The organism is Spongiactinospora gelatinilytica, assembly GCF_003236385.1.
GTDB classification, from domain to species: domain Bacteria; phylum Actinomycetota; class Actinomycetes; order Streptosporangiales; family Streptosporangiaceae; genus Spongiactinospora; species Spongiactinospora gelatinilytica.
Map to the genome: position 1 here is coordinate 1 of NZ_POUA01000196.1, position 13888 is coordinate 13888.

Genomic DNA, 13888 nt, shown 5'->3' on the forward strand with positions numbered 1-13888 from the left:
CCGAGGCGCTGATCCGCTGGGCCGCCATCGCGGGGATGGCCCGCCGCCTCACCCGGGGCGGACCCGCACGACGCCAACCCCGCTACATCTGCCCTTGAGCTCTAAACGATCTTCTCAAACACGCACTCAGATGGCTCTGGAATTCGCTAACACGGCTCCATCCCCACCGAACGCCACAGAGCCACTGACCGACATCCGGCTCTCAAATTCACCTACAAAGCCACTTTCCCCCGCACGGAATCATCGTGGCGCACTTTTATGACATCGAATCCGGTCGCAAGGACCTCAGCGCGCGGGGACTCGGCCGCGGACACGAACGGTTCGCCATCCCGGTTCCCCGGGACGGGGGTATCCAGGACCTCTTGGCCGAGGCGGCCCGGCCCGATCGCCGGTTCAACGCGGTGATCTGTGAGTCCATCGATCGCATCGCACGCCGGACCTACATCGGCACCCAGATCGAGAACCGGCTCGAGCAACTCGGTGTGCTCCTGTTGTGTGCCGACGAGCCGATCATCCTGAATGGCAAGCGTGCCTCCCAGATTCTCACCCGCCGGGTCAAACAGGGCGTGGCGGAGTGGTACGTCCTGGAACTGCTGGAGAAGTCCTGGGGCGGTTTCGAGGCCCATACCGAGCAGGGCTACAACGTCGGCAAGCCCTGCTACGGCTATGCCGCTGACAAGATCCCGCACCCGGTGCCTGCGCGCCGTGCCGAGGGGCGGACCAAGCACCGGCTCGTCCCCGACCCGGTATGCGGGCCGGTCGTCACGCACATCTTCGCGCTGCGTGTGGTCGAGCGGCTGGCCTATAGGGAGATCGCCGAGCGGCTGAACCGGGACCTGGACCGCTATCCACCGCCCACCCCGGTGGACCCCGACCGAGCCTTGGGCCGGTGGACGGGCAGTTCCATCCGGGAGGTCCTGATCAACCCGAAGTACACCGGCTATATGGTGTGGAACCGCCGGGCCACCAAGAAGGGCGGGTCCTGCAACCCGCCTGAGTTGTGGGTGTGGTCCTCCCAGCCGGCCCATGAACCTCTCGTGACCCGGGAGACGTTCCTGGCCGCGCAGAAGGTCGCCGCTCAAAAGGAACGTTCGCGCAGCGCGGCGGGCGTGAACTCCGCCCATCCCCAGGCCGTCCGCTCCTATCCGCTGCGCTCCTACGTGTTCTGCGCCGCCTGTCGGCGGCGTATGTTCGGCAAGACGCGGATCCCTTACAGCTATTACGCGTGTGTGCCCGCTTACGGCCACCGCCCGGAGGGGCACCCTCCGGCGATCTACGTTCGCGAGGACCGGCTGATGGACGGGGTCAGCGACTTCTTCGCCCGGCGGATCTTCGGTTCGGCCCGCTGGCACTATCTCGATCACGCGCTCGCCGACGGCACGAACAGAGCGATGGATGAGTATCAGGCGAAGGCCGACGCGTTGCGCCGTGCCATCGCCGACATCGATTCCCGTCGTGCCCGGCTGGTGCGGACGTTGGAGACCACCGACGACCCTATCGGTGATCTTGTTCAGGACATCCACGCCCGCGCCGCCCGGCTCGCCGAGGAGCGAGCGGCGAAACACCGCGAGCTGGGCGACCTTCAACAGGTCCAGCCAGTTCGCAGCGTTCCGGAGCTGCTTGATGTGATCCCGGTCGGAACGGCTGATCTGGCGTTGTTGCCCGAAGTCGTCCTGCGGCGCCTCTTTGACGCGTTCCGGCTGGAGATCCACTTCGACAAGCCGACGAACACCGCCACCTGCAGGGTCACCATCACCGGTGACACGCTCCAGGCGATACGGCAGGTCACCGCAACTGCTTTGCAGCGGGTTGAAGAAGGGGCGGCAGAGGAGCTGCCCATCTGTGCTGTGCCCCCGGCCAGGTACGGCGCAAATCTACGGCGCCTCTACCTGCGGCTTCTCGGAATCGGCTGGTGGTCGAGAGCCGTATCAACGTGGTCAAGGGGGGCGCGCAGTGATCACCTCTCGCCGCTGCGCGGCAGAACGCTGGATCCGGTGGACGACAACCGGTTCGGTGCTGCTGCTGGCAGGGATCGCCGCCGTTGTTTCCTACCAGCACATGCATGAGCTGGCGCGTCGTCATGGTGAAAGCAGCATGGGGGCAATTCTGGCTCCGCTCGCGGTCGATGGGATGATCGTGGCCTCGTCCATGTCGATCCTGCTGGCCAGCCGGTACGGGCGGCGCGGGGGAGTGCTGCCCTGGGCGCTACTCATCGTCAGCAGCCTGGCCAGTCTCGCAGCCAATGTCGCGGTCGCCGAACCGACCTTGATCGCTCGCGTCATCGCCGCATGGCCGTCGATCGCGCTGATCGGCGCTTACGAAATGCTGATGGGTCAGATCCGCCAAAGCTGTACGCCGGGCCTGGTGATTTCGTCGGCACCGGGAGCTGCGGCAACCGATGATCAGCGTCCCCTGGAGAGCGAGGCGGGGGGTGACCACCTCAATCAGGGGGATGAAGGACGAGAGCTGCAACGTCTGGCATGGCGGTGGGCATTGGCCAACCGCCGTCCAGATGGCACCCTGCCCCCGGGGGCCGTGATAGCTGCTCAGTTTTCCCGGAGTTCCCGGTGGGGTCGCTGGGTCAAGCACTTGGGGGAGAGCGGTCGCTTCCACCAGGAACCGTAGCCAGGCGATCGGCGATGCCTCATGCTGACGAGAACTACGTGTCCCAGGTGCTGGGCTGTCAGTTGTAATAGGAGAGGTACGGATCCTCCGCCGCAGACGTGGCCTATCGTCTGAGGGACTGCGCTGGTTCGGAACCTCAAGTGCTCATGCGACACGCCAGGGGTTCCTAATGAGATATAGGCCCATATGTACCTTGATAAGTGAATCCAGCTAGCGTGAGAGCTGTGCTGTATGGGCATAAGGCCTGTTCAAAGACCGTGGCATCCCGGCTTGGACGCCGGGCCTCATTGCGGCGGCATCCCCACCGGGCTGTCGATTTCCTGGACCCACGTGGCATCCCGGCTTGGACGCCGGGCCTCATTGCGGCAGCGCCGTGTACTTGGCCGACTTCCGGTCGTACCGGGTGGCATCCCGGCTTGGACGCCGGGCCTCATTGCGGCCCGTTGGCCTTGGTATCGAGTCCGCCCAGGTAGGAGTGGCATCCCGGCTTGGACGCCGGGCCTCGTTGCGGGATCAACGGCACCTATCAGCTTGCCGATCGACAACCCGGCGCCGTCCCGGCTCGGATGCCGGATCTCGTTATGGCGACGCTGGTGCGGATTGTCGGTGGGGTCTGTCACTGTACGCATGGCAGTGGTAACTCGGGGGCATGGCGAGGTAAGGAGAAGCTCTTGAGTACGGACCTGGCAGCGCGTCTGCTTCAGGCGGTGGGCCCGGACAGGGCGCATACCGCGCTGGTGGTGAAGGCCCTATACCAGCCAGTTGGTGGGGCTGGGAACGGGTTGATGCCGCCGACGTTTCCGGTGGACAAGAACGAGCGGGACCTGACCAAGAAGTACCTGGTCGGGGAGCGACTGGTTGACGGTGAGCGTCAGGTGACGGTGACCGTCGATCAGGAGCAGTCGCAAGCCAATCGGGTGGAGGAGGCGCTACGGGATGCCCGCGATGGCGGGCGGATCGAGCTGCCGGCGTTCGAGATGCGTCTGGCCACCGCGCATGGTGAGGTACGGATCACGTCCTTCGATGCGCCGCACCGTTACGCCGATGCGTACTGGCGGGACTCCACCATCGGCGGGGTGGCGTTCGATAAGAGCGAGGTCGGGCGGCGGTTGCGGTCGGTCAGTGCGGCCGATGCGCGGCCGTTGTTCGAGCGCGAGCCCGCGTCGCTGATCTACGGGGCGTGGGATTCGCATCGTAAGGGGCGCTGGCCGAAGTTCGCGCGGCTGTATACGGCGATCATGTACGGGCTCGACCCGGTCTTCGGGGTACGGCGGGGCGGTCGCCTGGATCCGGTCAATCTGACCGGGGCGATCGATGACAAGAACAAGGCCGAGAACGGCTGGGGTTACATCGCTGAGGGCACCAAAAAGGCCGGTCAGAAGCTCAGCGAGATCGGGCACGGCAACATCGCACCGAATCCGGTACCTGGTGGGGTGAGCGTCAGGGAGGTTCGGCGGGTGGCGAGTGTGTCGCTGGCCGGGCTGGAGCGGCTGCGGTTCGGTGATGCCCCTGCTGAGGCGGCGACCTCGGCGCGGGCCACCTTGTTGGCTCTCGCGCTGGCCGGTGATCGGCTGGCCTTCGCCCGGCCGTCGGTGTGGTTGCGGTCGGGCTGTGATCTGGCCCAGGCGAGCGAGGAGGTCGGCCTGGAGCTGCCCGGCGGGGAACTGGAGCCGCTGGAGGTCTCGGCCGCCGATGCGCTGGGCGCCTTCCACGAGCTGCGGGTCCGGACGGCGAAGCTGGGCATCGAGATGGCCAGTGATGTCATCTCGGTGGCGCCGGTGAAGTCGTTGCGAGATGCGATCGAGAGCACGGTGGCCAACGCATCCACGGACGGCGAGTAGCGCGATGCCGTTCGCTCTGCACGTGCGGTTGCGGCACGGTCGCTATGACGCCGGTGGCATGCAGCCGGGCAGCCTGGAGTGGCCGCCGCATCCGGCGCGGGTGTTCTGCGCGCTGGTGGCGTCGGCGCAGTGCCAGGAGGACTGGGATGCGCTGGGGTGGCTGGAGCGTTCCGGTTCTCCGCAGGTATGGGCGGATGCCTCAGTGTCCGCCACGCGAATCGACAGCTACGTGGTCACCAACCAGGTCGAGGCGCGCGGCGGGAGTCAGACGTGGCCGGGTCGTACCAACGGTGCTCGTTCACGGGCATCGGTGACTCCGGAAGGGGAGGACTTCGCCGTGATCTGGCCGGAGGCGGTTGTGCCCGCGGAGGTGTTGGCCAGGTTGCAGCGGATGGCGTTCGGTGTCCCGTACGTGGGGCGGTCGACCAGCCAGAGCGAGGTCACCGCTGCGACCGTACTGCCCGGCGAGCGTCAGGGGTGGACGCGATGGGCGCCGAGCCATGTCCGTGCAGCGCAGGTGTGTGACCTTCGTGTGCCCTACCCCGGTTACGTGGAGGCGCTGCGGGAGGTCTATGACCTTGGTGGGCGGGCGTGGGAGGTCGCTCGTGCGGTTCCGTACGCGCCGCTGGTCGATGAGCAGCCGGTCGCCGAACCGGTCAGGTTGCCGTGGGACGACCTGATGATCTGGGGGTTCGAGCGGCCGAGGGCCCGCATCGGCGGGGATCAGGTGCTGCGGTTCACCACGGTGCTGCGCAAGGCGGTACTCGACCATGTCGGGACGGATGTTCCCCCGCAGGTGAGCGGGCACGGTGCCGATGACCGGGCGCATGTGGCGTTTCTGGCGTTGCCGGATGTCGGGCACGGCCATGCCGATGGGCATCTGCTGGGAGTGGCATTGGCGTTGCCGAGGGACATGCCTGCCGAGGAATGGAAGCGGCTGGTCAGGGCGGTCGCCGGGGAGGATCGACTGGCGTGGCTGGCGCCCTGGTCCAAGCGGAAGAGCATCGAGTTGCGGTACGGGGCCGATCCGCGCAGGCGCACGCTGGCGGTACAGACCTGGCGGGGTTCGACCGGTGGCAGCCGCTCATGGGTGACGGCCACGCCGATGGTGACCGATGGCATGATCCGCGCCCGGCGCAACGTGGAGGATCTGGTGGCCAAGTCGCTGCTGCGCGTGGGATGCCCTGAGCCGGTGGAACTGGAGGTGTCCCCGGCACCGCTGATCGAGGGCGCCATCTGGCGGCCCCGGTGTGAGAACGTGCCGCGCAACCGGCTGGCCAACCGCCCCATGGTGCATGTGCGGGTCCGTTTCGATCGGCCGGTCGTCGGCCCGCTGCTGGCCGGTTCGCTGCGCTACCTGGGCCTGGGATTGTTCGTGCCGGTGGGAGATGAGGCATGAGCGTGCTACGGCGGGAGGACTTCGCGGCCTTCTACAGCCAGGCCCACGGCGGGTTCACGCCGTTTCCGTGGCAGGAACGGCTGCTGGATCGCGTACTGGACACAGGCTGGCCTGATCTTGTTGACGTGCCGACGGGGCTGGGCAAGACGTCGATTCTGGACGTGGCAGTCTTCGCGGCGGCGCTCGGTTCTCAGCGTGCCCGGCGGCGGGTGTTCTTCGTGGTCGATCGGCGGCTCATCGTCGATGAGGCCTACCGCCACGCCCGTGAAATCCAAGACGCCCTGGACAACGGCAGCGTCGGCAGTGTGGCCGGGCAGGTGGCGGCGGCCCTTCGGGTGCCGGGGGATGAGCGGGTGCTGGAGGTCACCCGGATGCGCGGCGGGGTGACCTGGTCCTGGCGCTGGCTGGAACGCCCCGACCGGCAGGCGATCGTGGTGGGCACGGTCGATCAGGTCGGCAGCAGGCTGCTGTTTCGCGGGTACGGTTTGGGGGACAACCTGCGTCCGATCGACGCCGGGCTGGTCGGTACCGACAGCCTGATCGTCGTGGACGAGGCGCACCTGTCGCAGCCCTTCCTTACCACGGCACGGCAGGCCGTACGCGAGGAGCCCGCTGGGCTGCTGCCGCTGCCGGTCATCGTGTCCATGACCGCCAGCCCTGGCGCCGCCGACAGCGACATCTTCCGCATCGACGGCGCCGATCAGGCACATCCGGTTGCCGGGCGTCGGCTCCGAGCTGCCAAACGCGCCCACCTGGTTCAGATGGCGGGGGTGACCAAACGCACCAGCGAGCAGCAGACCGCGGAAACGCTGGCACAGTGGGCCCGCCACTTCGCGGGCGACAAACCCGTCGTCGGGGTCATTTGCAACACTGTGAACCGGGCGCGGGCCGTCTTCGAGCTGCTGCATGCCGCCCATCCCGACCGCTGCGTGCTGCTGACCGGCCGGGTCCGCCCGGTGGACCGGAACTATCTGCTGCTGGAGTGGTATGACCGGATCAAGGCCGGACGGGCCGGTGAGCCACCCGAACCGGTGTTTGTGTGTGCCACGCAGACGGTGGAAGTAGGGGCGAATATAGATTTTTCCGCCCTGGTATCCGATTCGGCGTCGTTGGCTGCGCTGATCCAGCGGCTGGGGCGGCTCAACCGGCTTGGGTCGGCGGGCGGGGCTGCTCCTGCGGTCATCGTGCACAACCCGGTGGACCCGCCGGGCGTTTACGGTCCGGCGCGTGCCGCGACCTGGGAATGGCTGTGTGGCCTGCACCCTCCGATGGACCCGGCGGCTGCGGAGTTGCCTGAGGCAGGTATCGACGTCTCTCCTGCCGCGTTGCGTGAACTGGTGGGGCGGCTGGCCACGGAAGACCCGGCCAGGTGGGCAGAGACGCAGCAGGCGCCGGTCTACACCCCGTTCCTGTCGGCCACGCACCTGGACGCCTGGGCGGCCACCTCACCAATTCCCAGCCCTGACCCGCCGGTGGCGCCGTTCCTGCACGGCCTGCAACCGGACTCGCCGCAGGTCTCGCTGTGCTGGCGCGAGTTGCCCGAGGATGAAGGGTACTGGCCCGCGGGGATCGAGCTGGTGCCGCCCAGCGCTGAGGAGTGCATTGAGCTTCCCCTTGCCGCGGTGCGGGGATGGCTGGCGGGACTGGCCGCTGTTCCGGCCTTTTCCGACATCGAGGGGGAGGCGGGAGACGCAGACGAGACTTTCCCGGCGGGCGGGCCGGGTCGTCCTGGCACCGCTGGCGCGGTCCGTCGCGTCATCCGGTACGGTTCCCGCCAGGAGATCGAGGTCATCGACGGTGAGAAGATCCGAGCAGGTGATCGCATCGTCGTTCCCGCCTCCTATGGCGGTTGTGATGCCTACGGTTGGAACCCGGCCAGCACGACTCCGGTACTGGACGTGGGCGACCTGTGTGGGGGAACCGGCCGACGACCGGCCACGGTACGGCTGGGGCCCACGCTGGTGAATGCAGTCGCCGCGCACGACCCGCAATTGGCCGCCCCCCTGGAGGAGCTGGTTAGGGACGTAGAGGCTGATCGGCGGGCGGAGACCCTGCGCGCCCGCGACTACACCGCCGACCTCGCCAAGGCGTTGCGTAGCCGACCGGACATCGTGGCCCGCCTGGGCCAAGATCTGGGCCACGACGGCGATGACCTGCCACCTCACCTGGCCGTACTCCGCAGGCTCGCCCGAGCCGCGAAGCCCACCGCCAAGGAGCATCTGGTGCTGGACTGCGTGGTCCTGACCAGCGACATCACCGTGTTCGGCGAAGAGGACACTGCGTACGGGTCATCGCTGGCCCGCAGAAAGCTGACGCTGGCCGAGCACCAGATGGCAGTGCGACGCCGCGCGGAGGAGTTCGCCCGCAACCTGGGACTGCCGGACGAGATCGCCGAGGCGATCGGGCTGGCCGGCTATTGGCATGACGAGGGCAAACGCGATGAGCGCTTCCAGGCGATGTTGCATGAGGGAGATCGCTGGGCCGCTGCCGCTGCTCCGCATGTGCTGGCCAAGTCCGGTATGAACCCGGTGGACCGCGGGCTTCGGCGGCGGGCACGGCAACTGTCCGGCTACCCCGAGGGCATGCGGCATGAAGCTCTGTCGGCTCAGATCGTTCGCGTCCTTCTCGACGACGTTAAGTCCGCGGATGCGGATCTGGTCGTTCATCTGGTCGCTGCTCACCACGGTCACAGCCGGCCGCTGCTGCCTCCCATCATCGATCCCGCTCCTGTCACCTTTGTCGAGCGCGACGGCGAGGTCATCGAGGTCGATACTGCACGGTCGATCGACTGGGACGCACCGCGCAGGTTCCACGATCTGATGAGCCGGTACGGACGGTGGGGACTGGCTGGGCTGGAGGCCGTGGTACGGCTGGCCGACATCTGGTGTTCGGCACGAGAGGAGGACGGCACGTGATCACCGTCGAGCTTCCGGCCCTGGATGGCCGGCAACCTCTCGGCTTCCTTGCTGCCCTGGGCTTGCTCCGCGTCCTGGCCCAAGAGCGGGACATACCGGCCAGGCTGTCCTTTTCTGCCACCTCCGCCACCGCTCTGCTGCACAGCCCGCTGGAGTCCCCCGAGCAGATCGCGGCTGTGCTGGCCGAGGTGGTGGCCGGCATCGAGGCGCCGGCCGTGCTGCCTGGCGTGCCCGCCGGTTTTCCTCCGACCGCAGGGATCGGTAAGGACCCGCTGCGCTGGCCACGCGAGGATTACCGCGCCTGTGCCGAGCAGCTAAAGGAGACGCATCCTCGGGCTGCGCGGTTGTGGCTGCCGTGCCTGACTACCGACTTGGCCATCGACAGCCAGGGGCGAGGGGCCATCTCGCCTTTTCTTGCTCCCGCCGGTAAGCAGAATTCGCGTACGTTCTTCGAGAAGCCGTTGCAGGCCGTACAAGCCAACCCCGGCCACCTGCTTGAAGCGCTCGTGCGGTGGCGACGGGTGGAGGGCTTCACCGGCGAGTACCTGGACCACCATGTGCTACGCAGCGCAGCCGACGACTCCCGAGGCCGCACCGGGCAGGAAGCGGGCGTGCCGGGAGCCACCTGGCTGGCGACCATGGCACTCCCGTTGTTCCGCCTCGCTGGTGATGGCAGCAGGGTCCGCTGCACGCTGTGGCACCGGATCGCTCATGAGCACATCATGATCTGGCCCCTGTGGCGTCCTGCCCTCGACCTTGAGGGCGTGCGTCGCCTTCTGGAACACCCTGCTTCTCGTCCCATCGACGACGCACCCACGGTGAGCACCACCGCCTGGGAACCACTTGGCGTCATCGCCGCCTACGGTGCCCGTCGCCATCGCATCCCCGGTCGCACCTTCGACGGAGTACTTACCCCCACCTCGCTTCACACCCGCTAGTGAACTCGAAAGTTTGCGCCGTATCTCTCTGCCGAAGGCGCAGCGATCGACGTAGCCTCACTTGAGGCCCGCCGCTGGGGCCCGACGGAAGCTTGAAAAGAAAACATCGCTTGTCTTGTGGTCGCCTACTTCGGAATGTGAAGTGCCCATGCGACACGCCAGGGGTTCCTAAGGAGGTATGGGCGTCTTTTCTTCTTTATGGGCTAATTCAAGTCGTGGGACGGAAGCGCTGAATGGCCATTCTGCCTGTTCGCGGGCGGTGGCACTCCGGCTTCACCGCCGGTCTCATTGCGGCGCCCGACCAGCAGCGTGGACGGCTCGCGTAGGTGGTGGCACTCCGGCTTCACCGCCGGTCTCATTGCGGCCATCTGCGGGACGTCGATCACCACATCCTCGCCGGGGTGGCACTCCGGCTTCACCGCCGGTCTCATTGCGGCAGCGAGTACTGCCCCGAGCAGGCCCCAATGGCGGAGGTGGCACTCCGGCTTCACCGCCGGTCTCATTGCGGCGCTCAGTCCGACGTCCTCGCGCTGGCCAGGGCGGTGGTGGCACTCCGGCTTCACCGCCGGTCTCATTGCGGCCCCTCCATGATCGTCTTGACGTCCTGCCGGAACCCGTGGCACTCCGGCTTCACCGCCGGTCTCATTGCGGCGACATCGACGGCGGAGCGAACGGGGTCGTCTTCCGTGTGGCACTCCGGCTTCGCCGCCAGCCCTCATTGCGGTCACTCCATGTGGTCGGTCGCGGCGCGCGGTGGAACGTTGACCTCCCTGAATGCTGTGGGCGCCGTGGGTGCGCCTGGGTGTGCGCCGGGTGTTCGCCTGGGTGCGCTGGGTTTCTTCGCCGGTGGGGGCGGTGGTGAGCTTGCTCTGCGCGATTGGACGGACTGGTCCCGTCCACCCTGTCTGCCAGGGCGGTCTGCTCTGGTGGCCCCGGAGATGATCACTGGGAGGAGCGCCATGAGCAAGGACCAGGCAGACACCGTTGTCCTCGCCTCGGGCGGGCTGGACAGTACGGTTTTGGCCTATCACCTGCGGGACAAGGGCCGCCGGATTCGTATGATCTCGTTCGACTACGGGCAGCGGCATCGGCGTGAGCTCCAAGCCGCCGCCCTGGTGGGGACCGCTCTGCGGGTGACGCACGACGTGGTGGACCTGAGCGTCCTCGGTCGGCTGCTGGGCGGCTCGGCGCTCACCGATGACTCGGTCGCCGTGCCCGACGGGCACTACACCGACTCCAGCATGCAGGCGACCATCGTACCCAACCGCAACGCCATCCTGACCGCTATCGCCGTCGGGATCGCATCGGCGCATGGCTGCGGCCAGGTAGCGCTTGGGGTGCATGCCGGCGATCACCCCGTCTATCCCGACTGCCGACCGGACTTCGTCGAGTTGGCGGACCGGATCGCTCAGGCTGCCACGGCGAACACAGTGCGGGTGATGGCGCCGTTCGTGACGTGGAGCAAGGGCGAGATCGTCGGCCATGGGGCCGCGTTGGGCGTGCCGTATGACCTGACCTGGTCGTGCTACCGGGGCGAGCTGCTGCACTGCGGAAGGTGCGGTACCTGCGTCGAGCGGCGGGAGGCGTTTGAGCTGGCCGGGGTGCCCGATCCGACCGGGTATGTGGGCGGAGGGCACTGAGGCGGTGGGCACGTTTGAGATCGTGAAGCGGTTTCGGTTCGAGGCCGCGCATCGGATCGGTGGCCTGCCGAAGGGCCATCCGTGTGGGCGTGTGCATGGGCACTCCTACCAGGTCGAGGTACGGCTGGCCGCGGAGCGGCTGACGGCTCCCGGGTTCGTGACGGACTTTGGGGAGTTGGCGCCGCTGGGCAAGTACCTCCAGGCGACCTTCGATCACCAGCTCCTCAACGACGTGCTCGACGTCGAGCCGACCTCCGAGAACTTCGCAGTGCATCTGGCCTGCTGGTTCCTGGATAACCTTCAGCCCGGCCTGCCCGGGCGCCTGGTCGCGGTCCGGGTGGCTGAGACGGCGACGAGCTGGGCCGAGTACCGGGTGGAGCCGTGACGACCGCGACGCGGTTGCTGGTGGCCGAGACCTTCGGGCCGACACTTCAGGGGGAGGGGCCGAGCTGCGGTCGGCAGGCGATGTTCATCCGGCTGTCGCGCTGCAACCTGCGCTGCGGCTTCTGCGACACCCCTTACACCTGGGACTGGGCCCGCTACGACCCTCATCACGAGGCTCGTTGGCAACCGGTCGCGGAACTGGCGGAGTGGGTTGGCGGGCATTCGCCACGGCTGGTCGTGATCACGGGTGGGGAGCCGTTGCTTCAGCAGGACCGCCTGCTTCCACTCGTGGACGCGCTGATCGCTGATGGCAGGCGGGTGGAGATCGAGACGAACGGCACGATCGCTCCCACGCCGGGCTTGGTCCGCGAGGGCGTACAGTTCAACGTCTCCCCGAAGCTCGGCAACGCCGGTCTCGCAGAAGATCACCGGATCGTGCCCGCCGTGCTGACCGCGCTGGCCAACACCGGCAACGCGATCTTCAAGTTCGTCGCAACCGAGCCCGCGGACTTGGCCGAGGTCGCTGAGCTGGAAGAACGGTACGCGTTGGCGCCGATTTGGGTGATGCCCGAGGGCACGACCACCCAGGCCGTACTCGATCGCGTCCGGCAACTCGCCGACCAGGTCATCGCCCGCGGCTGGAGCCTCTCCCTCCGCCTACAGGTCCTGTTGTGGGAGGCCGAACGTGGCCGCTGACCTGCGCAGCGAGCTGATCATTGTTGGTTGCTCGCGCCGCAAACTCGACACCACCCAGCCCGTCCAAGCCTTGGACCTGTACCAGGGATGGTGCTTCCCGCAGCTCCGCGCCAGGATCGCCCGCGGCCCGGCGTACCGCGACCGCGTGCTGATCCTTTCCGCGCTACATGGCCTGATCCCCGCCGATACCCCCATAACCCCCTACGATCAGCAGCTCACCCCTAGACGAGCCGCCCAACTACGGCCAACAACCGCCGCGACCTTGGCCAGTCGGCCGGCATCGCGCGTACTGCTCCTTCTGGAACCCCGCTACCGCGACGCGCTCCCCGACCTGCCGGACACCATCGAGATCAACGACCCCGTCCGCGAATGGCCCAAGGTGGCGGCGGTCCTGGACGCCTGGGGCTGGCCATGATCATCAAACGCATCTACCAGCACGAGCGGATCTGGTCCCTGAGCAACGAGCGCTTCGAGGCAGCAGTAGCACTGCTCGCCGAGCACGAGCGCCGGAACGATCCAACCCTGATCATCGGCATCGCCCGAGGCGGTGTACGGCTCGCGCATCACCTCGCCGCCCGCCTCCAGATCCCCGCCACGTTCATCACGGCCAGCCACAACCCCGACGACACGATCGAATCCCCCGCCACCGGACACGTCACCGTCACAGACATCCCCACCATCGACCCAGCGGCACGGATCCTCCTGGTCGATGACATATGCGGATCCGGCGCGACCCTGGCCACGGTCACAGACCTGCTGGCCGTACCCGCCACCCGCACCGCCACCCTGTGCCGCAACGTCGGAGCCACCCACCACCCCGACGCCTGGGTCTGGGACGTCGCCGACTGGACCGTCTTCCCCTGGGAGACCGCGCCGCCCGACGTGTCGCCACGCCCCCTGCCGTTTCCCCATCGCATCCGAACGAGGAGCGAACCATGAGCGTCATCGCCTTCTGCCTGCTCACCTACGCCCCTGACGAGCCGGCCGGGATAGAACGCAGCGTGGCCGCCCTGATGGAAGGCTGCCGCCAACTCGGCCACCGGCCGCTCGTCCTGACCGCCACGATCCCCGGCCATCCCGCCAAAAGTCCGGACATCATCCCGCTACGCTCCCTCGTCCTACCCCGCCCGATCATGGGCAAGCACATCCGGGAGGCGCTCGACCACCCGGCCCCGGTCGTCACCGAACTCCACCGCATCCTGCGCGAACGCGAAGTCGAGGTGGTCTGCTGGATCGATGCGCTCTGGGGCCTCGGGTACCTCGGCGCGGCCCCGGACGACATCCGCTCGGTGCTGATGGTTCACAAGATCCGTAAGGACGACCTTTTCGAGGACGCCATCGCCGCCGCCGACCTGGTGTGCCCGATCAGCGACTACCTCCTGCGCGAGGCCACGGCCGCGGGACTGGACACCCGCACCTGGCGCCTGATCCCGAACGCGCTGCTCAGCCC

At 67.5% G+C, this 13888-nt stretch carries 12 protein-coding genes and 1 CRISPR repeat array; all 12 genes read left to right on the forward strand.

Annotated elements, in window-relative coordinates:
- Positions 1-245 precede the first annotated feature (245 nt).
- Positions 246-2066, forward strand: coding sequence for a recombinase family protein (locus tag C1I98_RS22985; protein ID WP_199537143.1), 1821 nt, complete (start codon positions 246-248; stop codon positions 2064-2066).
- The gene (locus C1I98_RS22990) at positions 2014-2625 is read left to right on the forward strand and encodes a DUF2637 domain-containing protein (protein ID WP_233508094.1); all 612 of its coding nucleotides are present in this window, start codon (positions 2014-2016) and stop codon (positions 2623-2625) included. The genes C1I98_RS22985 and C1I98_RS22990 overlap by 53 nt, the downstream gene beginning before the upstream one ends.
- Positions 2626-3296: 671 nt before the next feature.
- On the forward strand, positions 3297-4466 hold the full coding sequence (gene cas7g, locus C1I98_RS22995; protein ID WP_233508095.1) for a type I-G CRISPR-associated RAMP protein Csb1/Cas7g: 1170 nt from the start codon (positions 3297-3299) through the stop codon (positions 4464-4466).
- Between the two features lie 4 nt (positions 4467-4470).
- Positions 4471-5865, forward strand: coding sequence for a type I-G CRISPR-associated protein Csb2 (csb2, locus tag C1I98_RS23000; RefSeq protein WP_158558150.1), 1395 nt, complete (start codon positions 4471-4473; stop codon positions 5863-5865).
- Positions 5862-8780 (forward strand): type I-G CRISPR-associated helicase/endonuclease Cas3g, encoded by a 2919-nt coding sequence (gene cas3g, locus C1I98_RS23005; protein WP_199537144.1) that lies wholly within the window; start codon positions 5862-5864, stop codon positions 8778-8780. Before csb2 ends, cas3g begins: the two co-directional genes overlap by 4 nt.
- Positions 8777-9718: a type I-G CRISPR-associated protein, Cas3-extension family gene (locus C1I98_RS23010; RefSeq protein WP_111169507.1), complete on the forward strand. Its 942-nt coding sequence runs from the start codon at positions 8777-8779 to the stop codon at positions 9716-9718. Before cas3g ends, C1I98_RS23010 begins: the two co-directional genes overlap by 4 nt.
- Positions 9719-9976: 258 nt before the next feature.
- Positions 9977-10370: a CRISPR direct-repeat array (repeat unit 37 nt; unit sequence GGTGGCACTCCGGCTTCACCGCCGGTCTCATTGCGGC).
- Between the two features lie 307 nt (positions 10371-10677).
- Positions 10678-11358, forward strand: coding sequence for a 7-cyano-7-deazaguanine synthase QueC (gene queC / locus C1I98_RS23015; protein ID WP_111169508.1), 681 nt, complete (start codon positions 10678-10680; stop codon positions 11356-11358).
- A 22-nt stretch (positions 11359-11380) separates the two neighbouring features.
- Positions 11381-11743, forward strand: coding sequence for a 6-pyruvoyl trahydropterin synthase family protein (locus C1I98_RS23020; RefSeq protein ID WP_233508096.1), 363 nt, complete (start codon positions 11381-11383; stop codon positions 11741-11743).
- A complete protein-coding gene (locus C1I98_RS23025; protein ID WP_233508097.1) occupies positions 11740-12438 on the forward strand; it encodes a 7-carboxy-7-deazaguanine synthase QueE in 699 nt (232 codons plus the stop codon). Before C1I98_RS23020 ends, C1I98_RS23025 begins: the two co-directional genes overlap by 4 nt.
- Positions 12428-12853 carry a DUF6884 domain-containing protein gene (locus C1I98_RS23030; RefSeq protein WP_111169510.1) on the forward strand — a complete coding sequence of 142 codons (426 nt, stop codon included), beginning with the start codon at positions 12428-12430 and terminating at the stop codon, positions 12851-12853. The genes C1I98_RS23025 and C1I98_RS23030 overlap by 11 nt, the downstream gene beginning before the upstream one ends.
- On the forward strand, positions 12850-13377 hold the full coding sequence (locus C1I98_RS23035; protein WP_158558151.1) for a phosphoribosyltransferase: 528 nt from the start codon (positions 12850-12852) through the stop codon (positions 13375-13377). The genes C1I98_RS23030 and C1I98_RS23035 overlap by 4 nt, the downstream gene beginning before the upstream one ends.
- Positions 13374-13888 (forward strand): glycosyltransferase (locus C1I98_RS23040; protein WP_146607577.1); only part of this gene is annotated, 515 nt, incomplete at its 3' end. The genes C1I98_RS23035 and C1I98_RS23040, both read left to right, overlap by 4 nt.

Coding starts and splice junctions, on each gene's coding strand:
- csb2 (WP_158558150.1), top strand. CDS start 4,471: ATGCCGTTCGCTCTGCACGTGCGGTTGCGGCACGGTCGCTATGACGCC.
- queC (WP_111169508.1), top strand. CDS start 10,678: ATGAGCAAGGACCAGGCAGACACCGTTGTCCTCGCCTCGGGCGGGCTG.
- cas3g (WP_199537144.1), top strand. CDS start 5,862: ATGAGCGTGCTACGGCGGGAGGACTTCGCGGCCTTCTACAGCCAGGCC.
- C1I98_RS23035 (WP_158558151.1), top strand. CDS start 12,850: ATGATCATCAAACGCATCTACCAGCACGAGCGGATCTGGTCCCTGAGC.